Origin of the sequence: Actinotalea alkalitolerans (assembly GCF_023369855.1) — a bacterium.
Lineage (GTDB): Bacteria > Actinomycetota > Actinomycetes > Actinomycetales > Cellulomonadaceae > Actinotalea.
Window position 1 is genome coordinate 1 of sequence record NZ_JAMBPP010000024.1, and the last position, 21,616, is coordinate 21,616.

Below are 21,616 nucleotides of genomic sequence, written 5' to 3' on the forward strand. Positions count from 1 at the left end.
CTGCTCACCCGCCGGCTCGAGGTGCACGAGAAGACCGCCTGGATGCTGCGCAGCATGCTCGCCTGAGCGGGCCGCCCGAGCACGCGTCCAGCCCTGGCGATGGACGAGCGACTCAAGGCGTGCCCGCCGAGGCACTGTTCGCGGGCGTGACCCCTCCCGGTCGCCCTGGGTCTGCCCACCGGTCGCCCCGGATGCCTAGCATCCGACCGGTGAGAGCCCTGACGACCACCCCGCACCAGCACGGACCGACGGCGAGCTGCCGCCACTCCCACGAGAGCCCGTCCGTCGGTCAGGTCCCCGACCCGCACGACGCCCATGCCCCCGGTGACCGGGTCGCGGCAGGCGTCATGGGCGCGTGCCAGACATGAGCGCCGCGCGGTCAGGAGTGGACGACGCGCGACTCTCGGAGCACCCACCGCCGCGCCACGTCCTGGCACACATCAGCGATCCGCACTTCGTCGGCGGGACGTCTCCCCTGCTCCACGGGGTGGTGGACAGCCGGCGCCTCCTGATGAGGCTGCTCGCGCAGCTCGAGGGATCGGGGGTACCCCCTCAGGCCCTGGTGTTCACCGGCGACCTCGCTGACCTGGGCGAGGCCGACGCGTACCGGAGCCTGCGTGCCGCCGTGCAGCCCGCCGCCGACCGCATGGGAGCACAGGTCGTGTGGGTGATGGGCAACCACGACGACCGCGCGCAGGTACGGACCCAGCTGATGGGAGAGCAGGGCTCGGCCGAACCGATCGACCGCGTCGTGTGGCTGGACGGGCTGCGGGTCGTCGTCCTGGACACCAGCGTGCCGGGAAGCCACCATGGCGAGCTCACCACGTCCCAGCTGTCCTGGCTGCGGGGTGTCCTGGCCCGGGCCGCGCCCGAGGGCACGATCCTGGCCATGCACCACCCACCGGTCCCCTGCCTGCAGGACGGCGCGGTCGCGGTCGAGCTGCGCGGGCAGGCGCCCCTGGCGGCCGTCCTGCGCGGCACCGACGTCCGTTCGATCCTCGCCGGCCACCTGCACTTCTCCACGAGCGCCACCTTCGCCGGGATACCGGTCTCGGTCGCCGGCTCGACGTGCTACACGCAGGACCTGATGACCCCTCGACGCGGCACACGGGGCAGGGACGGCGGGCAGGGCTTCCACCTCGTGCATGTCTACGACGAGACGATCATGCACTCGATGGTCCCGCTCGGGCGTCATCAGACGGTCGGGGCGAGCGACGTCAGCCCCTCGGAGCAGTACCCCGACCTGAGGGTGCCGTCGGACCCCTCGCCATCCGACGATCGGGTCCGCACCCCCGCACGCGAGGTGTCCACCGTCGGGTAGCCAGCGGCTCGACCGTGCACACCGCACGGGGGCCACCGCCCAGGTGCGGCGTCGTGCGCGCCCGCGAGGTCCCGTCCGCTCAGCTCAGTAGCGGACGGTGCCGCCCTGGCTTCCGCCCATCGCCTCGAGGCGGCGGATCCGCTCGGCCATCGGGGGGTGGGTCGCGAACAGCTTGGCCATCCCGGCCCCACGGAACGGGTTGGCGATCATCAGGTGCGAGACGTCGACCAGGTCCCGGTTGGCCGGCAGGGGCGCACGCTGGGTGCCCCGCTCGAGCTTGGCCAGGGCCGACGCCAGGGCGTGGGGGTCGCCCGTCAGCCGGGCCCCGTCCTCGTCGGCGTCGAACTCCCGGGTGCGACTGATCGCGAGCTGGATCACCATGGCGGCCATCGGGGCGAGCAGGGCCATCGCGATCATCGCGAGCGGGTTGCCGCCCCGCTCACGCCCCCCGCCGAAGAACATCAGGAACTGGGCGAAGGCCGTGATGATGCCGGCGAAGGCCGCCGCGACCGACGAGGTCAGGATGTCGCGGTTGTAGACGTGCATGAGCTCGTGCCCCAGGACCCCGCGCAGCTCTCGCTCGTCGAGGAGGTCCAGGATGCCCTCGGTGCAGCAGACGGCGGCGTTGCGCGGGTTGCGGCCGGTCGCGAACGCGTTCGGCGCCTGGGTGGGGGACACGTAGAGCCGTGGCATCGGCTGGCGCGCCGTGGTCGAGAGCTCACGGACGATGCGGTACATCGCCGGCTGCTCGATCTCGCTGACCGGTCGCGCGTGCATCGCGCGGATCGCGATCTTGTCCGAGTTCCAGTAGCCGTAGGCGGTGCCCAGCACACCCATCCCGGCAAAGACCCACAGGAAGCTGCCGCCGTCGACCAGTGCCCCGATCCCCAGCACCACCGCCCACATCAGGCCGAACAGGCCCGCCGTCTTGAGGCCGTTGAAGTGCCGTCGACCCGTCACCGCTGCGCTCCCTGTCGTCGATGTGCTGCTCCCTGCACAACGCTGCAGCGCCTCGACCCGTTCCCGCCCGTCGGGCGGTGTCAGACCTCGCCGCGGATCACGGCGAGCATGTCCTCGCGGGGGACCACCTTGATCCGCTGACGGCCGTGGGGCTCGCCCAGCGACTGCTCGTAGGCGTCCAGCAGCATCCAGCCCGACCACTCGACGAACCCGACGCCGCGGCCGGTGAGGAAGTCGGTCACGCCCTCGACCTCGCGGACCGGGGCGGGCTCGAGCCCCTCGACGTCCGAGACCAGGTGCCGGATCGTCTCCGACGCGTCGGACTTGGTGTGCCCGATCAGGCCCACCGGCCCGCGCTTGATCCAGCCCGTGGTGTACACACCCTGCAGGATCTCGCCGTCGGGCTGGACCACACGGCCCTCCCGGTTGGGGATGACCCCCTCGACCTCGTCGAACGGGATGCCCGCGAGCGGCGACCCGAAGTACCCCACGGCGCGATACACCGCCTCGACCGGCCAGTCGTGCATCTGACCCGTCCCGGCGACCGTGCCGTCACCCGTCAGGACCGTGCGCTCGGTCCGCAGGCCCGTCACGGCGTCCTCGCCGAGCACCTCGACCGGGCGCTGCAGGAAGTGCAGGTGGATGCGGCGGCTCGCCGTGAGCTCCTCGGGGTCCTTGAGGGTCCAGTCGGTGAGGGTCTTGACCACCTGCTTGGTCTGGTTCGAGGAGTGGATGGCGGCCATCGAGCCCTCGTCGAAGTCGAAGTCCTCGGGGTAGACGATGACGTCGACGTCGGGCACGTGGCCGAGCTCACGCAGCTCGAGCGGGGAGAACTTCACCTGGGCCGGTCCCCGCCGGGCGAAGATGTGGACGTCGGTCACCGGGTTGGCGAGCAGCCCCTGGTGGACGTTGTCGGGGATCTCGGTGGGGAGCAGGTCCTGGGGGTGCTTGGCGAGCATCCGGGCGACGTCCAGGGCGACGTTCCCCGCCCCCACGACGGCGACGTTGCGGGCCTCGAGCGGCCAGGTGCGCGGGACGTCGGGGTGACCGTCGTACCAGGAGACGAAGTCCGCGGCGCCGAAGGAGCCCTTCTTCTCGATCCCCGGGATCCGCAGGTCGGCGTCACGGATCGACCCGGTCGAGAAGATCACCGCGTCGTAGAAGCGCCGCAGGTCGTCCAGGTCCAGGTCGGTCCCGTAGTCGACGTTGCTGAGCAGGCGGATGTCTCCCCGGTCGAGGATCTTGTGCAGCGCGACGATGATCTGCTTGATCCGCGGGTGGTCCGGGGCGACCCCGTACCGCACCAGGCCGAACGGGGCGGGCAGCCGCTCGAAGAGATCGATCGACACCTCGACCTCCGACTTGGACAGGATGTCGGCCGCGTAGATGCCGGCCGGACCGGCACCGACGATCGCGACGCGCAGGGGACTCGTGCTGCTCACGGGAGGAGAACGCCTTCCAGGGGAGGGAGCGCCGTGGGGCGTGGCAGGGCCACACGCAGCGCCAGGACTCTGCGCCCAGTGTAGGCGCGCGAGGGGCTCGCTCAGGCAACGAACGAGTCATGGGACGACGCGCCTCGTGGTCGATGCCCCCTCTGTCCGGGAGGGCGTACGTTCACCTCGTGCAGCCTCCCGTCCCCGTCCCGCCCCCGGGTCCGCGCCCCTTGCCCCCGGCACGTGCCGCCGTGGCGCCCACGAGCCGCAGCGGGCTGGCCCTGGGGCTCGGCGCCTACCTGCTCTGGGGGTTCCTGCCGCTGTACTTCCCGCTCCTCTCCCCCGCGGGACCGGTCGAGATCATCGCCCACCGGGTGGTGTGGTCCTTGCTGTTCTGCGTGGTGATCCTGCTGGTCACCCGCCAGTGGGGCCTGTTCACCCGGGTCGTACGGAACCGCCGGATGCTCGGCACCCTCGCCCTGGCCGGGATGCTGGTCGCGGTCAACTGGTTGGTGTTCGTCTACGGCGTGCTGAGCGGGCACACGGTCGACACGGCCCTCGGGTACTACATCAACCCGCTGGTCACCGTGGGTATCGCCGTGCTCGCCCTGGGTGAACGGCTGCGGGCCGCGCAGTGGGTCGCGCTCGGCACCGGTGCGGTGGCCGTGGTGGTGATCACCGTGGGGGTCGGACGGCTGCCGTGGATCGCCCTGACCCTGGCGGGCACCTTCGGGGCCTACGGGCTGATCAAGAACCGGGTGGGGCGCACCGTCCCCGCGGTGGCCAGCCTGGCCGTGGAGACCGCGGTGCTGAGCCCCGTCGCGCTGGGCTACCTGCTCTGGCTCGGCGCGGCCGGCACCGCAGCCTTCGGGACCAACGGCACGCCTCACGTGCTCGCCCTGGTCGCCTCGGGCGTCATCACAGCCGTCCCGCTGCTGCTCTTCGGCGGCGCGGCCCGGCGTCTTCCCCTCAGCGTGGTCGGCATGCTCCAGTACCTCGCACCGACCCTGCAGTTCGCCATCGGGGTGCTGGTCTTCGCCGAGCAGATGCCCGCAGCACGCTGGTGGGGCTTCGCCCTGGTGTGGGTCGCACTGGTGATCCTGACCACCGACGGCCTGCGTGCCGGGCGGGCCGACCGGCTGGCGCGGCGCGCGGCCTGAGGCGCCCGGGACAGGTCAGTCGTGCCCGACGGTGAACCAGAAGTCGCCGAAGGCCACGGTCGCCCCCACCGGCACCCGGACCTGCTGGTCCGGTGCGCACAGGATCTGCTGACCGTCGGGCAGCGTCACCACCGTCCCGTTGGTCGAGCTGCGGTCGCGCAGCCACACGCCCTGCCGGTCGACGCCCGCCACCAGGTGCGTCTTGGAGACCGACCTTCCCGGGTCGGGGACCTGGAGGAGCCCCCCAGGGGCCGACTCCCCCACCCGCGGGGCCGGGTTGCGGCCGACCAGCAGGGTCCGCTCGAGGACGAGCCGGCTCCCGTCCCACAGGTCGAGGGTCGCGCTGGGGTCCACCGGCCCGATCGAGGCACCCTGCACCACGGGGACGCGCCGGCGGGCGGCCGACGTCAGCTGGGTGGCCTCGACGTCCTCGGGCAGGTCGGGGTACCTGTCCGCGGGACGCCGCGCACGGGGTGCCGGCGGTGCTGGCAGCACGGGCGGACGAGGCGGTGCAGGCGGTGCGGGAGGTGCCGCAGGTGCGACATCGTCCGGTCTCGGGGCGGGCCGCTCGTCCCCGAGCGCCCGGCCCGGCTCGTGAGGGTCGACCGACCCCGGCACGGTGGAGATGAGCTGGTCGCCGACCCCCGCCACCGGGCCGGTGCGCGGTACTGCCGCACCCGGTGCAGACGTGGCCGGCGAGGGTGCGGGCCCCACCGACGAGAGGGGTCCACCCGGTGCTCGCCCCGCTCCCTGGAGCAGGCTGTCCAGTCGGCGTGAGGCCTCGGGCGCCCCGATCCCGGGCCCGCCGACGGACGGGTCACGGCCCAGTGCGACGTCGAAGACGACCGTGCCGGCAGCCTTGTCGTGCCATCCCTGGCGCCGCCCGCTGCGGTCGAAGAACGGTGAGACGTGCACCACGAGCTGTCCCACCCCCAGCACCATGGTCCCGGCCGCCACCACGAGCAGGCGGATCAGCATCCGGCCCATGCCCACCGGACGCCCGTCGTCCGCCGAGAGCGAGCGCAGCCCGACCGCGCGCTTGCCCACCGTCCATCCCCGGGTCCCCTGGTACCACCACTGGAACACACCGAGCCCCAGGAGCAGCAGGGAGCCCACGGTGAGCAGCACCAGGTCCGGGGCGGCCGGCCCGGTGACCCCCGACCCGAACGACCCGAGCACCGGCACCAGGCTCGCGACGACCAGCGCCCCGCCCAGGAGCAGGTACGCCACCTGGTCGATCAGGAACGCGAGCAGGCGCTTGCCCATGCTCGCGGGGACGGCTCCAGGCGTCGGCATCCAGGTCTCGTCGCTTCCTTGTCGGACCGGCCGCCGGTGAGGGCGTGCGGTCGGGGTCGTCGCAGGGCCAGTGTCCCTCACTCTGGCATCGGCATCCGGGGGGTAGGACCTGAACACCCGCTCGCGCCCGCGCGGCGATCAGCCGACCAGCCGGGCGGTGCGGAACAGCTCGTCGAGCTCACCCGAGGCGAAGGACCCGACAGGACCCGAGACGGACAGCATGGCCAGCGTGCCGTCGCCGAGCTCGACCGCGAGCATGACCTCACGCACCCCGGAGACCTCGCTCACCCCGTCCACGTGGTCGGCGCGGCCGTCCCACACGACCTCGTCGGTGCTCTCCCACGGCCCGACCACCGAGGCGAGCCCCCCGTGCGTCCCCGGGGCGGCGGTCATCACCGTCACCACCACCCCGCCCCGCGCGACGGCGCCCCAGGCGCCGTCGATCACCGTGCCCGAGGCCGCCGCGGTCTCACGCAACAGGTCGAAGGTCGTCGAGGGTGCCATCTCCCACGGTTCGAGCCCCGCGGGCAGCGTGAGGTCGAACGGGCCGAGGATCGTCCCGACGGACGCCGGTGGCGAGTCCTCGGACCGGTCCACCGCCGACGCCACACCGGCCGCCGTCCCCATCCCCGCGGCCAGGGCCAGGACAGCCGCACCGCCCATCAGGGCATGGGCACGCGCACGGGAGGTCGCGCGCCAGCGAGCAGCCAGCCGGCTGCACCACCCGACGACGGTCGCCCATCGCGCCACCAGGGCCGCCGCGCCGCGAGCGAGGACGCCCCGCCCCCGGGCAGAGGCCGGCAGCCGGGCACCCGTCCCACCCCGAGCAGTGCGCCGCACCCCCGTGGTGGTCGGCGACGACGTCATACGGTCACGGTAGTGCCGACGGGTGGCTCAGCCGGCGGTCGCGGACCTTCCCCGCCGCACCGCCGCCCTGCGCTCCGACCGACGCCTGCGCAAGGAGACGGTCGCCCACCGGGCCCGCCACCGGTGACGGCGCGGAACGCTGCCCCGCATCGCCGCGATCGCGACGTCCACCTGCCCCCAGTAGCTCTCGACCTGCGCAGGGGTCGGCTCGCCCGGACCGAAGACCATCGCATCGGCCCCCGAGGCGAGCACGGCGACCGCACCGCCCACGGAGGACGTCCCGACCTGACGCCGTCGTCCACCGGAAGGGCCGAACGCCTCGGCCAGCTCGACCGCGGTCTCACGCCGGGTCGCCCGGACCGGCGGGGGTCGCCGCAGGTCCCGGGCGTGGTCGATCACCTCGTCCCAGCCTCCGACGACCCGTGCCACGGCCGGGCCTGCGGCTCGCCGACGCCGACGCCGACGGCGCTTGGCTGCGACGACCAGCAGGAACGGGCCGACGAGCAGCAGCACGGGCACGCCGACCGCTGCCGCCACCAGCACCACCTGCCGCCAGCCGTCAGCGGCGGCGGGCTCCTGCCCGGTGTCCTCGGTGCGCGCCTGCTCGGTGTCGTCGTCCGGTGGGGTCACCGGGTCGGGCGGCGGAGGCGGAGGCTGCATGACCTGGGGCTGCGGTTCGGACTGCTCCTGGGGGACGTCGTCCCGCGGGGTCTTGGTCTCGTCCGGGGTGGGATGGAACGGGACCCACCCGTGGCCCGTGAAGGCGATCTCGACCCAGGCCTGGACGTCCTGCCCGCGGACCACGAGCTCCTGGGCACCGGCCTGCTCCTCGTCCGTCACGAAGCCCAGGACCACCCGGGACGGCAGGCCCATCTCGCGGGCCATCAGGGCCATCGCCGAGGCGTACTGCTCGCCGTCGCCGACCATCAGCTCATCGCTCAGCAGGGCCGTCAGGCGGTTGGCGCCGTGCCCCGAGAGCGAGGGGTGGTCGTCGGTGTCGGGGCGCCCGTGGCTGAACCAGCCGCGCTCCACCAGGCCCGTCTCCAGGCTCCGGGCGACGAGCACCGGTGTGCTCGCCGAGCCGGCGATCTCACCGGCCAGCAACGGCACCGCGTCGGGGACGGCCCGCGGCTCGGGCAGGGTCACCGCGCCGGTGGTGGCTGCGCCGATCTCCTCGTCCGTGGGCACCGTCGGCACCACGACGTCGACCGTCCAGCGGGTACCCGCGGGCACCCCGCCGGTCAGGACGGCTGTCCCCGTCGAGTCGTTGTAACGCAGGTCGGCGACCAGCTCGGCCGCCGTGGAACCCTCGAAGTCGAAGCGCTCGGCGTAGCCGACGGTCGGCAGCCACACCATCGGGAGGTCGTGGACCACGAGCTCGACCTCGGCGCGGGTGCCGCGGACCGACGTCGTGATCGTCTCGCCCACCCGACGGAAGCGACCCGACCCCTCCGCGGACTCGGACCCGGCGACGTTCCAGACCACCCCGTCGAAGGCGTCCATCGTCGCGAGCCTGACCGTCGACCCCTCGGGCAGCCCACGGACCGTCAGCAGGTCGGTGTCGTACCAGTCCTTGACGAAGGTGCGGAAGGCCGAGAGCGGGCTCGCGTGGTCCCGCGGGTCGAACGGCGGGACCAGCTCGTCACGCAGCACGAAGCGGGGGTGCTGCTCGGCGAGCAGCGGCCCCCCCACGACCCCACCGGTGACGACCACGGCCCCCATCGCCAGGAAGGACACCACCCGGCGCGGCGAGAACGTGCCCGTCCGCCACGCGACCCACACCAGCAGACCACCGGCCAGGGCCGTCCCGGCGGGCAGGGGGCGCACGCTCTCCTTGGTCCCGAGCAGCACCGCGAGGCCGAGCACGGCGAACGGGACGAGGGCGGCCCACGCGCCCGCCCGCCGGGGGGTGGCTCGCAGGGCGATGCTCACCGCGCCCAGGGACCCCGCGAACGCGAGCAGGTAGGGGGCGGTCAGCAGGTTCCCGCTGGCACCCAGCGAGGGGTCGAGGGTCAGCACCTGCTTCCAGACGGTGACGACACCGGTCAGCAGCGCGGTGAGCGAACCCAGGGTGGGGACCACCCCGCCGACCGTCGTGGCGGGAGCCACGAGCGCACCACCGGCCACGAGGTACACCGCGATCCCCAGCACCGCCGTCACCGTGGCGGGCCACGCGCGACGCGCTGCGACCGACGCGAGCCCCGCACCCAGGACCAGCCCGCCGACGATCGGCACCAGCACGGCCCGGAACCCGTAGACCGGCCAGAGCGGCAGCAGGGCGACCACGAGAGCGCCGAGCAGGACGCTCACGTCGACGGTCGGCAGCGGGGTGTCCTTGCGCAGCGATGCACTCATCCGGCCACCACCCGGCGCAGCACCCGGGGCAGGTCGGCCAGCGACCCGATGCTGGCCAGCGAGAGCGTGCCGTGCTGGACGACCTCGACCGGCGCACCCTCGCAGCACAGCAGGACCAGGGTGCGCACACCGACCGGGATGTGGACGGCGTGCGCGCGCATCGTCGCGCGGGTCGGCACCGAGCCGACCACCAGGATGGCGACCGAGGCGTCGGGGGCCTCGCGGGCGACCCGTCGGGCCAGGTGGTCGGCGCCGACCCCTCCGGAAGACGCCTCGAGGCCCGAGCAGTCGTCCAGGAGCCGCGGCGGGGTGTCGGTGCGCAGCTGCGCGTCACCGGCCAGCACGGTCAGGTCACGCTCGTCACGCAGGGCCTGCACGCCGACCGACGCGGCGACACCGACCGCGAGCTCGAACTCCCCGTCGGTCGCGTAGTCCCCGGTCGCGGTCGACAGGGCGACGGCGGTGTGCGTGCGGCGGGTGTCCTCGAACTGACGGACCATGAGCGCGCCGATCTTGGCGCTCGACCTCCAGTGGATGTGCCGGCGGTCGTCGCCGGCCACGTAGTCACGCAGCGCGTGGAAGGACATGTCCGAGTCCGAGACGGTGCGCGTCGCCTGACCCTCGAGGTCCCGCAGCACCCCCGACGCCGCACCAGCCAGCGAGACCAGCCGAGGGTGCACGTAGAGGTCGACCGGACCCGCCCAGCGCACCTTGCGACGCATCAGTCCCAGCGGGTCTCCCCGCACCGAGAGCACCGGCCCGACCACGACGACGGCCCGGCGGGTGGTGGGGACCGCGAAGACGTCCTCGAAGGTGGCCCCGGGACCCAGCGAGGGCAGGTGGAAGTCCGCCGAGCCCTGGCCGACCGGCAGCACGATCTGCGCAGGGAGCAGTCGACGACGCGAGGTGTTGCGCACCGCGAGACGGCCCACCGCACGCTCGCCCACGGTGACCCGGTGGTCGGACATGTCCAGGTCGACCGCGAAGGTCGAGCGCCCCACGGTCAGCACCAGGGCGGCGAGCAGCGCCGCACCCGCGGCGGCCGCGACGACCGTCAGCTCGACCCAGCCGAGCCGCCACCCCCCGGCACCGAGCGCCGCGGCCAGGACGAGCACGACCCATCCCAGCGGCGAGACGGGGTGCACGAGCCGTCCGGCGGCCCGGACCACTCCCCGCAGGACGACTCGCACCTCAGCCGATCCGCGCTGCCGGGGGCGGGGTGTCGGCAAGGATGCGCGCCAGGACCTGCCGTGCCGTGACACCGGCGAACTCGGCCTCGGTGTCCACCACGATGCGGTGGGTCAGGACCGGCTCGGCCAGCAGCTTGACGTCGTCGGGGATCACGTAGCCGCGCCCCTGCGACGCCGCCCACACCTTGCTGCTGCGGACCAGGGCGATCCCTCCGCGGACGCTGACCCCCAGGGCGGTCTGGGCGTCGGCGCGGGTGGCCTCGGCGAGCCGTGCGACGTAGTCCAGGACGGCCGCGTCGGTGTGCACGGTCGAGGCGAGCACCGCCATCTCCCCCACCGCGTGGGTGGTGATCTTGGGCGTCAGGTGCGACGACCGGTCCCGCTCGGCGGATCCCGCGAGGATCTCGACCATCGAGTCGTGATCGGGGTAGCCCAACGACGTCTTGATCAGGAAGCGGTCGAGCTGGGCCTCGGGCAGCCGGTAGGTCCCGGCCTGCTCGATCGGGTTCTGCGTGGCGATGACCATGAACGGGCGGCCGACCGAGTGCGAGATCTTGTCGACCGTGACCTTGGACTCCTCCATCACCTCGAGCAGCGCCGACTGCGTCTTGGGTGAGGCCCGGTTGATCTCGTCCGCGAGCACCACCGAGGCGAAGACCGGCCCCTGGTGGAACTCGAAGTGCCGGGTGCCCTGGTCGTAGATGGTCACCCCGGTGACGTCCGAGGGCAGCAGGTCGGGGGTGAACTGGATCCTGCTGTGGGTGCCCTGCACGGTCGCCGCGATCGCCTTGGCGAGCTGGGTCTTGCCCGTCCCCGGGGCGTCCTCGAGGAGCAGGTGCCCCTCGGCGAGCATCGCGGTCAGCGCGAGCCGCACCACGTGGTCCTTGCCCAGCACGGCGAGGTTCACGTTGGCGACCAGGGCGTCGAAGGTCTCGGCGAACCAGGTGCTCTGCTCGGGGGTCATCGTCACTGCGGTCTCCTGATGTGTCTCGAGCGGCCCGGGGGTGTCGGCCGGGGTGGTCGGGCCGCGGTCGGCACGGTGGCGGGTGGTCATCCGTTGTCGGCCGGGAGCGTCGTGCTGGCCTGGACGACGGTGCTCTCGCCACGACCGTTGACGGCGCGCACCTCCACCTGGACTTCGGTGCCCGGCGCGACCCCGTCGAGCGGGAGGGTCGCCGCCCGCTGCGAGGTCGAGACGGGATCCGACCAGCCGGACCCGGTGTCCCAGCGCACCAGGTACCCGGTGATCGCGGTGCCCCCGTCGTCGCCCGGGGGCGACCAGCTTGCGGTGGCGAGCGGCGAGCCGGTGGTGCTGTCGACCCTCAGGGCGAGGGCCGTGACCGGCCCGGGGGGCTCGCTCCAGCTCAGCGTCCGGGTCACGGTAGCCGCCACACCGCGGCCGGCCGAGGTCACCGCCTGAACGGTCACCCCGACCTCGGTGCCCGACCGGGCGATCGAGGTGCCCAGGCTGACGGTGGCTCCGAGGGCCGAAGTGCTGACGTCCTCTGCCAGCGTCGTCCCGCCCGCCGTCACGGTGTAGCGGTACTCGAAGCCCGTACCCCCACCAGTGGTCTGCGGGGCGGCCCAGCTGATGCTCAGGTGGGTCGGCCGACCTGATGGCTCCGGCCTGACCGCGTCCACGGCGGTGATCGTGACGGTACCCGGCGGGACCGTGGGCGTGCGCTCACCTGTCGGTGCGCTCCAACGGCTCGACCCGGCCTCGTTCACCGCCCGCACCTCGAAGGTGTAGGCCGTGCCCGGGGTCAGCTCGGGCACGGTGAACCCCAGGTTGCTCCCAGCCTCGTACACGCGGCCGCCGGGCTCAGCCCGCACGGCGTACCCCAGCACGGGCGCACCGTTGCCGTCGGCCGCCGACCACGCGAGCGTCACCGTCCCGCTGCCCGGGGTGGCCTGCGCGGAGGTGATCGTGGGCGCGGTCGGGACACCGAAGGTCGATGCCCTCGCCACCCCCGCCGAGCCCGCGCCGGCCTTGTTCGAGGCCCGCACCTCGAAGCGGTAGGGGACCGCGTTCGCCGCGTCACCGAAGATGTACACGGTGTCGGTCAGGCCGCTCACGGTCCTCGCGCCGACACCCCCGGAGATCACCAGGTCGTAGTGCGCGATCCGGTCACCGCCTGACCCGCCCGGGGTCCACCTCACCTCGATCTGGCCGCCCAGCTCGTTCTGGATCCGTTGAGCCGTGACGGTGGGCGCGTCGGGCGCACGCGCCGGCACCATCTCGCTCCAGCCGCTCCACGCACCGGGCTCAGGCGCCCTGTTCTGGGCCCGGACCCGCACGGCGTACGCGGTGCCGTTGCTGAGGTCGCCGAGGCTCACGACCGTGCTCGACGTGGTGAACGTCGACTGCCCCTGCAGGTTCGAGGGGCTGATCTCCACGGTGTAGCCCGTGATCGGCGACCCGGTCGAGGGTGGCGCCGTCCAGCTCGCGTCGATCCGGCCGTCACCGAAGGCGAGCGAGGGCGCCGACGGCGTCCCCGGGACGGCATCGGGACGTGCTGGGGCCGAGAGCGGGCTCGGGTCGGACCAGCCGACGGCGTTGCGAGCCATCACCGTGAACCGGTGCTCGACATCGTTGGTCAGGTTCTCGATGGTGCAGGTCGTGCTCGCGCACTCGTGGAGCACCCCGCCGGGCTGGGCGGTCACCCGGTACCCGGTGATCGGCTCACCGTTGTTGACCGGCGCGTCCCAGGCGAGCACCACCGTCCGGTCACGGACCTCGACCGTGCGCGGGGCCACCGGGGTCGCGGGTCGACCACGGACGACCACGGTGACCCGGGCCTCGACCTCACGGTCGGCGGCGCCGGTCACGTCCCGGACCCGGAACCGGGTGACCATCTGGCCGATGAAGCCCGCCGCGGGGCGCACCTGCACCGAGCCTCCGGCGACACCCGCCGTGCCCGCTCCCGGCGTCTCGACCGTCGCCGAGACCACGGTGAGCGGTTGGCCGGGGAAGGGGTTGAAGGCACTGTCGAGGACGGCGACGGTCGACGTCCCGCCCTCGACGCCCGGTACCGTCACGTCGTTGACCCGGGCCAGCGGGCGCGAGCTCGCCACGACCCGGAAGTCGACCTGGGCGGTCATCGTCCCCGAGGCGCCGTACCCGACCTCGAGCTGGACGCCGCCGACGGTGCCCCGCGGCACCGCGGCCCCCGCTCCCACGGTCAGCATCGACCCGTCGAGCGTGACCTGGAAGCCGCTCTGCGGTGTGGACGTCAGCCGGTAGGTCAGCCGTTCGGCACCGGTCGCCGTCCCGGCAGCCGCCGCGGTGAACACCCGCAGGTCCACCCGGGCAGGGGACTCGCCGGGCGCGACGTCGATGACCGACGGCGAGAACACCGGGGGGTAGTCCTCCGCCGCGAGCACCGTGATCGGCAGGGTCAAGGTGCGGGTGCGGGCCGTGGGGTCGCCCTGGGCACCGTCGGAGACGGTGAAGGAGATGGACGCGGGTCCGGCGTAGCTGCGCTGCGAGCGGTAGAGCAGGGTGCGGTCGTCCAGGACCAGTCGCGACCCGTCGGACTTGGTCGCCTGGACGCTGCCGACGTCGACGATCCGGGCCGCGCGGCCCGGTGCGACCTGGACGTGCTCGTCCAGGGAGATGGTCAGCTCGTCCCCCGCGACGATCCGCAGGTCGGGAGCGCCGGGACGGTGGATCGGCGGGAAGTCCCCCAGCGCAGGGACGGTGATGAACGCGTAGGAGCTGAGCCGACCCGCCTGCGGGTGGGTGTTGGTCAGCCGGTACGGCAGGGTCTGCGCCTGGTCGACCAGGGCGATCACGACCGTGCCCCGCTCGGTGACGGTGGCGACCGAGGCGACGGACTCGTCCACCGAGACCTCCAGGTCGCTCAGCGGGCCGCTCGGGTTCTGCGCGACCCCCAGGACGTCGACCTCGACGCTGGTCCGGTTGACGGTCTCGGTCGCGGCGACGACGACGTCGCGCGCGACCGGCCAGGCGAACGGGGCGTCGTCGGTCACGGTCACCGTCAGCACCGCGCTGTCGCTCCCACCGCGCGCGTTCGTCGCGGTGTAGGCGATCTGCAGCACCGCAGGCCCGTCGGGGGCACGCACGACGATGCGACGGCCCTCGACCCGCGCGTCGATCCCCGGGTCCATCTCGAGCACCGGGTCCAGGAAGAGCTCACCACCGGCGGTGTCGACATCGTTGGCCAGGACCCGAACCTCGACCGACTGCCCGGGCCGCACCGTGACGTCGTCGTGACGGCTGACCACCTGCGCGGAGGCCGTCGGCCGGGACGCGATCCCGACCCGCACGGTGGCCACCGCACGCTGCCCGACCCAGTCCTCGACCGCGTACGTGAAGGTGTCGGTCCCGAGCTCGCCCGGCAGCGCCTGGTACTCGAGCCAGTCGGCTCCGACCCCGGTGATCCGTCCCTTGGTGGGCGCGCGGTCCTGGCCGAGCAGGACGACGCCGTCGCCGTCGCCGTCGATCCCGGTGAGCGGCACCGGGATGCGGATGGTCTCGCCCTCGAAGACCCGGGCGGTCAGCGACCGGGGACGCGGTGGCTGCTTGGTCGCGGGGTCTGAGGCGTGCACCGTCACGGTCAGCTGGGCCGAGGTGACGTTGCCCGCGGGGTCGGTGACGGAGAAGGTCGCGTGGACCTCACGCGGATCGGCCGGGGCCTGGTACCGCAGCACGTCCCCGGACACGAAGAGCAGGCCCTGCCCCGGGCCCAGGGGCTCGGCCAGCTCGGGCACGAGGGTCAGCCGGTCGCCGTCGGGGTCGTAGGCGCGGTCCAGGACGGGGATCGTGACGATCCCGCCCGTACGCACCGTCGCACGGACGTTGGGCACCACGGGGGCCTGCTGCCCCGCCGAGGCCGGGATCGGCTGCACGAGGATCTCACCGACCGCCTGGGCGCTGCCGTTGGAGATCGTGTACGAGGCCGTGACCGGCTGGTCGAGCACCCGGGTCGAGGTGATCCGGACGAGCTCGTGGTGCAGCACGGCGATCCGCAGCCCGCTCTCGGCCGGGACGTCCACCGACTGGAGCACCAGGATCCCGCCCGCGGGGTCCACGTCGTTGGCGAGCGGCTCGATGGTCACCTCACCGCCGGGCGGGAGCAGGGCACGGTCCCGCACCGCGACCGGTGGCTGGGGGACCTCAGGCTGCTCGAGCACGTCGATCCGGGCCAGCCCGACCGACTGCTGCGGCGAGGCGGCCACCAGGAAGGTCACGTAGTACGTGCCGGCCCGCGGCGCGGTGAAGGTGAACCGGCCGCGCTGGAGGTCCGGCTCGACCGTCGCACCCTGGACGTCGTCGACCCCGGCGAGGCGCACCGGCTCGCGCGAGAGGCTGCGCACGTGGTCGAGCGGCCGCACGATCACCGGCATGTCGACGTAGGTGACGGTGTGGACCGGGTCGATCACCGGGGCCAGCGAACCCGCCGGTCGCACCTCGACCACGACCAGCCCCTCGACGCTCTCGAAGCCGTCCGAGACCACGACGCGGACCTGCTGGCTGCCCAGCACCCCCAGCTCGGCCTCGACGGTCAGCTCGCCGTCCTGGCGGGTACGGACCGTCGCGCCGCCGTCGCTCACAGCGCTGACCAGGACGAGGTCGTCGCCGTCCGGGTCATGGAAGTCCGGGAGCACGTCGTGGACCGCGAGCGCCCCCTCCTCGACCATCATCGACCCCACCCGCAGCTGGACCGGGGCCCGGTTCTCGCCGTCGGGGTGGACGGTCAGCCGAACGGTCGCCGTGGCCGGCGCCGACGTCCCGCGCCCGTCGGTCACCGTGTAGGTGAACTCGGCCGTCCCGGAGGCGTCCGGAGCCGTGACCACCTGCAGGGCACGACCGCCGTGCACGGGCTGCAGCACGCCGAACTCCGCGGGCAGCGGGTCGTGCTCGGAGATCACCAGGATCCCGCAGTCCGAGGAGCCGTCGTTGTCGATCACCGGCAGGATCGTCGTGCGCCCGGGACGCACACCCAGGTCGTCGTCGGACGCGACGGGTGAGGCGGACTGAGCGGTGCACTCGGTGAGCAGGTTCTGGGCGCTCTGCCGGGTCTGGGACTCCTGCTCCTCCTCGGGCGTCTCCTCGTCGGGCTCGACGTCGGTCCAGTTGGGCTCGCGCAGCCGGGCGTCCTCGAGCGGGACCCACAGCCGCCCACGCAGGGTGTCGTTGAGCACCACCACCTGGCGGTTCACCCGGAAGACGAGGCGGTCCTGGGTGCTCATCCCCTCGAGGTCCTTGACCCGCGCGGGCCCCTCCTCGCACAGCTGGAGGTAGCTCCCGACCGCGGTCGCCCACGCACCGTGCGCGCACGGACCGACCCGGACCGGTGCGGCCGGCACCCCCGTGCCACCGGTGGGGTGCTCACGCACCTCCCCGCCGCCCAGCGGCACCTCCAGCAGGGCCGACGGCGTCGCCACGAGCACCGAGGCCGCCCGCGGTCCCACCTGCTGCAGCACGAGGTCGCCGCCGTAGCGGGACAGGTCGGTCGACGCCGCCGAGGTGTGCAGGGTGCTGCCGACCAGCACCGCGATCGAGTCCCCGACGGCCGTGACCTGACCGGGCGGCCCCGAGGGAGGGTCGGCCAGGCTCCCGTCCGCCACCACCTCGACCCCCGTGTCGGTCACCTCCCCTCGGAACAGCTCGCCCTGCGGTCCGGCGCCCAGCAGCAGCCCGCTGCGTGAGACCACGGCCGTGCCGCCCGGCCCCAGGTCCAGGTCCGGCTCGTCCCCGTCCACGCTGAGGGAGCCGAGGGTGGAGGTCGTCCGCGCCCAGACCCTGCCGTCGGCCGGGTCGGTCACCGCGACCGTGCCGGACGCGAGCCCGACCTGCATCCCGATCGGCACGCTCACCTGGCTGGTCAGGGCGACGTGGGCGGGGTCGACCGCCGAGAGGCGGCCCGGCTCGGTGAGCAGCACGTCTCCGGCGTCCTGGAGCACGTCGAAGTCGGCACCCGAGGCGACCAGACCGGCGTTGAGCTCGTCGACCGCGGGGTTGAAGCGCCCGAGCGTCTGCACCGAGGAGTTGGTCAACCACACCGCACCGTCGTTGAGGTCCACCTGGGAGACGGGCACACCCGGGTAGACGATCGCCAGGGTTGCCAGGACCGCGGGGACGGTCACCGCAGCTCCGACGGTCGCCACCGGCCGGCGACGCCCCCGCAGGCCACCCAGGAGCGGACGGAGGGCCATCAGCCCGCACATCCCAGGGCAGGCTGGGTCGAGGCACGACGGTCGGCGCGCACGATCGAGACCTCGAGGCAGACCTGCTCCCCCGGCACCTCGGGCCGGACGGTCACCTCGGTCTCGTCGATCACGGTCTTGGGACCGGATCCCCCGGCGGTGACCACACCCCACAGGTACTGGTCGCCGTCGCGGGGGTCGGGGTTCACCCAGGTGAACCGGGCCGAGCCGTCCTCCCCGAGCGTGCCCTCGAGCCCCGTGGGTGCGGGCACCGCGAGCACCACGGCGGGCGTCGGGACCCCGGTGCCGGTCTCCACCGGCTCGTCGACCGGCTCCTGGCCGCCCCCGAGGGCGAGCGCACCGGCGACGGTCAGCGCGGCCACCACGACCAGCGAGGCCGCCACACCGGCCGGGACCCAGCCGCGGCGTCTGGCCGGGTCGACCTCCGGTCGCGCCGCGCCGACCTCCTGCGCGTGGCGACGCCACGCCTCGGGGACACCGTCGACGGTCCCGGCCTCGCCACCCTCGGCGCCGGGGACCGACGCCCCGGGGCTCCCCGCCGAGGCGCCCGGGAAGGGCACGGCGGCGACACCGCCGAGAGCACCTGCGAGGTCCGCCCCGCCGCCCTGGCCCGCACCCGGCGACGGGGCCTCCGGGGAGACGCTCCGCACCGGGCGCAACCGCGTCGCCTGGTCGTCCGCGGCGGGGTCGTCGTCGGCCGACCCCGGCCATGCACCCGGCTCGCCGACCACCTCGGTGACGATGTCCTCGGGCAGGTCGAGCGAGGTCAGCGGGAGCATGAGCTCGGCCTCGACCAGCTGGAGAGCGCGAGCGAACGCCAGCGCGGAGTGGTGGCGGCGGGCAGGCGACCGGTCCATCGCCCGGGCCAGGACCGCGTGCAGGCTGTCGGGCACGTCACCCCGCCCCGTGGGTGCCAGCGGCGCGCGCTCGATGCGCGAGATGAGATCGGCGGCGGTGTTCTGCCCGTCGGGGACCTCGAAGGGCGAGCGGCGTGCCAGCAACGAGTACACGGTGGCCGCGAGCGAGTAGACATCCGCCCGCACGTCGCCGGTCGGGTCGGGCGAGAGCAGCTCGGGCGGCGACCACGGGATCGACATGCCGACCGCCGACCCCGAGCTCCACCCGGTGGTCGCGGCGATGCCGAAGTCGGTCAGCGCGGGCCAGCCGAAGTCCGTGATCAGGACGTTGGCCGGCTTGATGTCCCGGTGCAGGATGCCCGCCCGGTGCGCCGTCTCGACCGCCGAGGCCAGGCGCACACCGATCCGCAGCACCTCGGCGACGCCCATCCGCTCGGTGCGGTACCGCTGACCGAGCCCCGGACGGGAGCAGTACTCCATCACCAGGTAGGGGCGGCCGTCCGCGGCGACGTCCGCATGGTAGATCGTGACGATCGACGGGTGGTGCGAGAGCTGAGCCATGAGGTCGGCCTCGGTGCGGAAGCGCTCGCGGACCTCGTCGCCCAACGAGCTGGCGAGGAGGACCTTGACCGCGACCGAGCGGCGGGGCATCAGCTGCTGGTAGAGGAAGACGTCGGCGAACCCACCCATGCCCAGGACCCGGGTGTGCACGTACCCGGGGATCGTGGGAGGGGTGGAGGGTTCCCGACGTGCGCTCACGCGCCCCGCTCCACCATGAACGTGACCCCTTCGCCGAGGTCGACGATGACGTGGGGCTCCACGACGGTGGGCTCGCCCGGGTGCAGACGCTGGGCGCCCTTGCCGGGACGCAGCACGAGGACGCCGTTGGTCGAGCGCAGGTCGGTGACCAGGACGTCCTCGCCGTCCATCCGGACCTCGGCGTGGGTGCGCGAGATGTCCTGGTTGGGGCTGGCCACCGTCACCAGGCGCGGCAGCTCGCGGTTGGCGACCCGCGAGACCTGCGGGGCGCGACCCAGCAGCACCGGCCGGTTGAGCGCGACCACCAGACCCGAGGAGAGCAACAGCTTCGCCGGGGGCGGTGTGCGTGGTGCGGGCACGGCCAACGGGCCCGGGACCGCGTCCCCGGCCCAGTCCGGGAGCTGGCGACGCAGGGCCACCACGTCCGAGCTCAGCACGGTCATGCCGTCGTGGTCCTCACCCACCGGGACCAGCGGGGGCAGCAGCCCCGTCAGCTCGGCGTCCAGCGGCTCGGGCACCGGGTGACCCGTCGTGCCGACCGGCTGGGCGGAGGGTGACGCGGGTGCGGCCGGAGGACCGGTCGGCTGGGTGTGCGGGCGCTGGGTCGGCGTGACGGGGGCAGTGGCCGGTGCGGCGGGCGGCTGCATCAGGGTGTGCTCGAGGTCGTCGAGGCCGTCGTCGGCGGGCGCGACGACCGGGGGCGGCTCGGCCACCTCGCCGCCGGCCGTGGCCCGACCCACGGGCTCCTGACGCGCGGGCTGCGGCGCGGCCCGCGTCCCTGCGCGCATCTCGACACCGACACCGGCGGCCCGCACGACCCCCGAGAGCACCGGCAGCTCCCCCACGCTCGCGGCGTCACCGGCACCCGGGGTGCGCACCACGACCGTCTGCGCGTGCGCGACGATCTCCTCGCTCCACGTCGAGACCAACGGCCCGCTGACCAGGCGGACGCCCTCGCTGGTGCCGACCTCGACCTCGACGTCGCCCCGGACGACAGCATGGACCTGCCCGCCCTCGACCGAGACGAGCGCGAACGGGGGCAGGCCCGCCAGGCCCTGGCGCAGCAGCAGCTGCAGCTGCTCGGTGAGCCCGGCGCCCTCGCGCAACGAGGCCCAGACCTCGTGCACCACGGCCACCGGCGTCGTGGGTGGCAGCAGGGCGACCCGCCCGTCGGTGATCACGGCATACCAGTCACCAGGTGCGTACACGGGCACGATCATCGGTTCACCTCCGGAACACGGCTGCGGGTCGGGCTGGGGACGGTCGATCCGTCGATCTCGTCGTCCCAGGGGTCGTGGTCGTCCGGTGCGGCAGGGGACGCCTGGGAGCGGCCGTCCCGCGCGTTCGAACGCTGGGTGAGCTCGACGTCGGCGGCGTCGTGAGCCGCGGCGACGTCGACCACGACCGCACTGACGTTGTCCCGCCCTCCCGCCACGAGGGCGTCGGCGACCAGCCGCTGCGCGGCGTCCTGCGGGTCGGCGACCTCGCTGAGCACCCGGTGGATCGCCACGTCGGAGAGCTCGGTGGTCAGGCCGTCCGAGCAGATCAGGAGGCGGTCGGACGTGCCCGCGGGGATCAGCCAGTAGTCCGGCTCGGGCTCGGAGCCGGTCCCGACGGCGCGGGTGATGATGTGCCTCTCGGGGTGCCCCGGAGCGTCCTCGGGCAGCAGCTCGCCCGCGTCGATCATCTCCTGGACCACCGAGTGGTCCACGCTGATCTGGACCAGGCCGCCGGCCGCGAGCCGGTACACGCGCGAGTCACCGATGTTGAAGACGAGCCAGTACGAACCGCCGTCGTGCGCCGCGATCGCGACCCCCGCGACGGTCGTCCCGGCCGTGCGCCCCTCCGCGACGGTCTCCCGCAGGCGGGTGGCGGTGCGGTGGAAGCAGGCATGGACCTCGTCCGGAGAGGCACCGGCACGCCCGGCGAGCTGGGAGAACTCCTCGACGGCCAGCCGGCTCGCGACGTCACCGGCCGCGTGACCGCCCATGCCGTCGGCCACCAGGAAGACCGGAGGGTAGGCGAGGAGTGCGTCCTCGTTGAGCCTGCGGACCCGACCACGGTCGGTCGCAGATCCCCACGACGTGCGCACGGCACTCCCCTCGACGCGCTCCACCTGCACGGGTACTCCCCCCTGCCGACTCCTTCCCGGGAACATCGGCGCGAACCGGTCCGGGCATTAGCCCGAATGGGGTAACGGTCCTGTGAAAGTGGTCGACCCCGG

At 73.7% G+C, this 21,616-nt stretch carries 14 protein-coding genes; 3 read left to right on the forward strand and 11 right to left on the reverse strand.

Annotation, left to right across the window (positions count from 1 at the left end; all coding sequences use genetic code 11):
- Nucleotides 1–209 precede the first annotated feature (209 nt).
- Both M1R94_RS19495 and M1R94_RS19500 read left to right on the forward strand, forming a co-directional pair.
- Nucleotides 210–368 carry a hypothetical protein gene (locus M1R94_RS19495; RefSeq protein ID WP_249383402.1) on the forward strand — a complete coding sequence of 53 codons (159 nt, stop codon included), beginning with the start codon at nucleotides 210–212 and terminating at the stop codon, nucleotides 366–368.
- Nucleotides 365–1,321, forward strand: coding sequence for a metallophosphoesterase (locus M1R94_RS19500; RefSeq protein ID WP_283253706.1), 957 nt, complete (start codon nucleotides 365–367; stop codon nucleotides 1,319–1,321). Before M1R94_RS19495 ends, M1R94_RS19500 begins: the two co-directional genes overlap by 4 nt.
- An 84-nt stretch (nucleotides 1,322–1,405) precedes the next feature.
- On the opposite strand, the gene htpX is transcribed toward M1R94_RS19500, so the two are convergent.
- Together htpX and M1R94_RS19510 are read right to left on the reverse strand one after the other, a co-directional pair.
- Nucleotides 1,406–2,281, reverse strand: coding sequence for a zinc metalloprotease HtpX (htpX, locus tag M1R94_RS19505; protein WP_308199940.1), 876 nt, complete (start codon nucleotides 2,279–2,281; stop codon nucleotides 1,406–1,408).
- An 80-nt stretch (nucleotides 2,282–2,361) separates the two neighbouring features.
- Nucleotides 2,362–3,723: an FAD-dependent oxidoreductase gene (locus tag M1R94_RS19510; RefSeq protein WP_249383403.1), complete on the reverse strand. Its 1,362-nt coding sequence runs from the start codon at nucleotides 3,721–3,723 to the stop codon at nucleotides 2,362–2,364.
- 242 nt (nucleotides 3,724–3,965) lie between these two features.
- Here M1R94_RS19510 and rarD point away from each other — a divergent pair, with 242 nt between their 5' ends.
- Nucleotides 3,966–4,874, forward strand: coding sequence for an EamA family transporter RarD (rarD, locus tag M1R94_RS19515; protein WP_249383404.1), 909 nt, complete (start codon nucleotides 3,966–3,968; stop codon nucleotides 4,872–4,874).
- A gap of 15 nt (nucleotides 4,875–4,889) precedes the next feature.
- On the opposite strand, the gene M1R94_RS20595 is transcribed toward rarD, so the two are convergent.
- From M1R94_RS20595 to M1R94_RS19565, 9 genes are all read right to left on the reverse strand, one after another.
- A complete protein-coding gene (locus tag M1R94_RS20595; RefSeq protein ID WP_283253707.1) occupies nucleotides 4,890–6,170 on the reverse strand; it encodes an RDD family protein in 1,281 nt (426 codons plus the stop codon).
- 138 nt (nucleotides 6,171–6,308) lie between these two features.
- Entirely contained in the window at nucleotides 6,309–7,037 is a 729-nt protein-coding gene (locus M1R94_RS19530; protein WP_249383405.1) for a hypothetical protein, read from the reverse strand.
- Between the two features lie 27 nt (nucleotides 7,038–7,064).
- Nucleotides 7,065–9,392 carry a transglutaminase TgpA family protein gene (locus tag M1R94_RS19535; RefSeq protein WP_249383406.1) on the reverse strand — a complete coding sequence of 776 codons (2,328 nt, stop codon included), beginning with the start codon at nucleotides 9,390–9,392 and terminating at the stop codon, nucleotides 7,065–7,067.
- Complete coding sequence (locus M1R94_RS19540; RefSeq protein WP_249383407.1) at nucleotides 9,389–10,582, reverse strand: DUF58 domain-containing protein; 1,194 nt, start codon at nucleotides 10,580–10,582, stop codon at nucleotides 9,389–9,391. Before M1R94_RS19540 ends, M1R94_RS19535 begins: the two co-directional genes overlap by 4 nt.
- A 1-nt stretch (nucleotide 10,583) precedes the next feature.
- Nucleotides 10,584–11,546 (reverse strand): AAA family ATPase, encoded by a 963-nt coding sequence (locus tag M1R94_RS19545; protein ID WP_249383429.1) that lies wholly within the window; start codon nucleotides 11,544–11,546, stop codon nucleotides 10,584–10,586.
- Nucleotides 11,547–11,632: 86 nt separating this feature from the next.
- Nucleotides 11,633–17,764 (reverse strand): fibronectin type III domain-containing protein, encoded by a 6,132-nt coding sequence (locus M1R94_RS19550; protein ID WP_249383408.1) that lies wholly within the window; start codon nucleotides 17,762–17,764, stop codon nucleotides 11,633–11,635.
- Nucleotides 17,764–19,392 (reverse strand): serine/threonine-protein kinase, encoded by a 1,629-nt coding sequence (locus tag M1R94_RS19555; RefSeq protein ID WP_249383409.1) that lies wholly within the window; start codon nucleotides 19,390–19,392, stop codon nucleotides 17,764–17,766. Before M1R94_RS19555 ends, M1R94_RS19550 begins: the two co-directional genes overlap by 1 nt.
- On the reverse strand, nucleotides 19,389–20,612 hold the full coding sequence (locus tag M1R94_RS20880) for an FHA domain-containing protein (RefSeq protein ID WP_249383410.1): 1,224 nt from the start codon (nucleotides 20,610–20,612) through the stop codon (nucleotides 19,389–19,391). The genes M1R94_RS19555 and M1R94_RS20880 overlap by 4 nt, the downstream gene beginning before the upstream one ends.
- Nucleotides 20,609–21,514: a PP2C family protein-serine/threonine phosphatase gene (locus M1R94_RS19565; protein WP_249383411.1), complete on the reverse strand. Its 906-nt coding sequence runs from the start codon at nucleotides 21,512–21,514 to the stop codon at nucleotides 20,609–20,611. Before M1R94_RS19565 ends, M1R94_RS20880 begins: the two co-directional genes overlap by 4 nt.
- Between the last annotated feature and the right edge of the window lie 102 nt (nucleotides 21,515–21,616).

Bases quoted from the DNA above. Each gene is read 5' to 3' on its own strand.
- M1R94_RS19500 (WP_283253706.1), top strand. From the start codon at position 365: ATGAGCGCCGCGCGGTCAGGAGTGGACGACGCGCGACTCTCGGAGCAC.
- M1R94_RS20595 (WP_283253707.1), bottom strand. From the start codon at position 6,170: ATGCCGACGCCTGGAGCCGTCCCCGCGAGCATGGGCAAGCGCCTGCTC.
- M1R94_RS19530 (WP_249383405.1), bottom strand. From the start codon at position 7,037: ATGACGTCGTCGCCGACCACCACGGGGGTGCGGCGCACTGCTCGGGGT.
- M1R94_RS19535 (WP_249383406.1), bottom strand. From the start codon at position 9,392: ATGAGTGCATCGCTGCGCAAGGACACCCCGCTGCCGACCGTCGACGTG.
- M1R94_RS19545 (WP_249383429.1), bottom strand. From the start codon at position 11,546: ATGACCCCCGAGCAGAGCACCTGGTTCGCCGAGACCTTCGACGCCCTG.
- M1R94_RS19550 (WP_249383408.1), bottom strand. From the start codon at position 17,764: ATGGCCCTCCGTCCGCTCCTGGGTGGCCTGCGGGGGCGTCGCCGGCCG.
- M1R94_RS20880 (WP_249383410.1), bottom strand. From the start codon at position 20,612: ATGATCGTGCCCGTGTACGCACCTGGTGACTGGTATGCCGTGATCACC.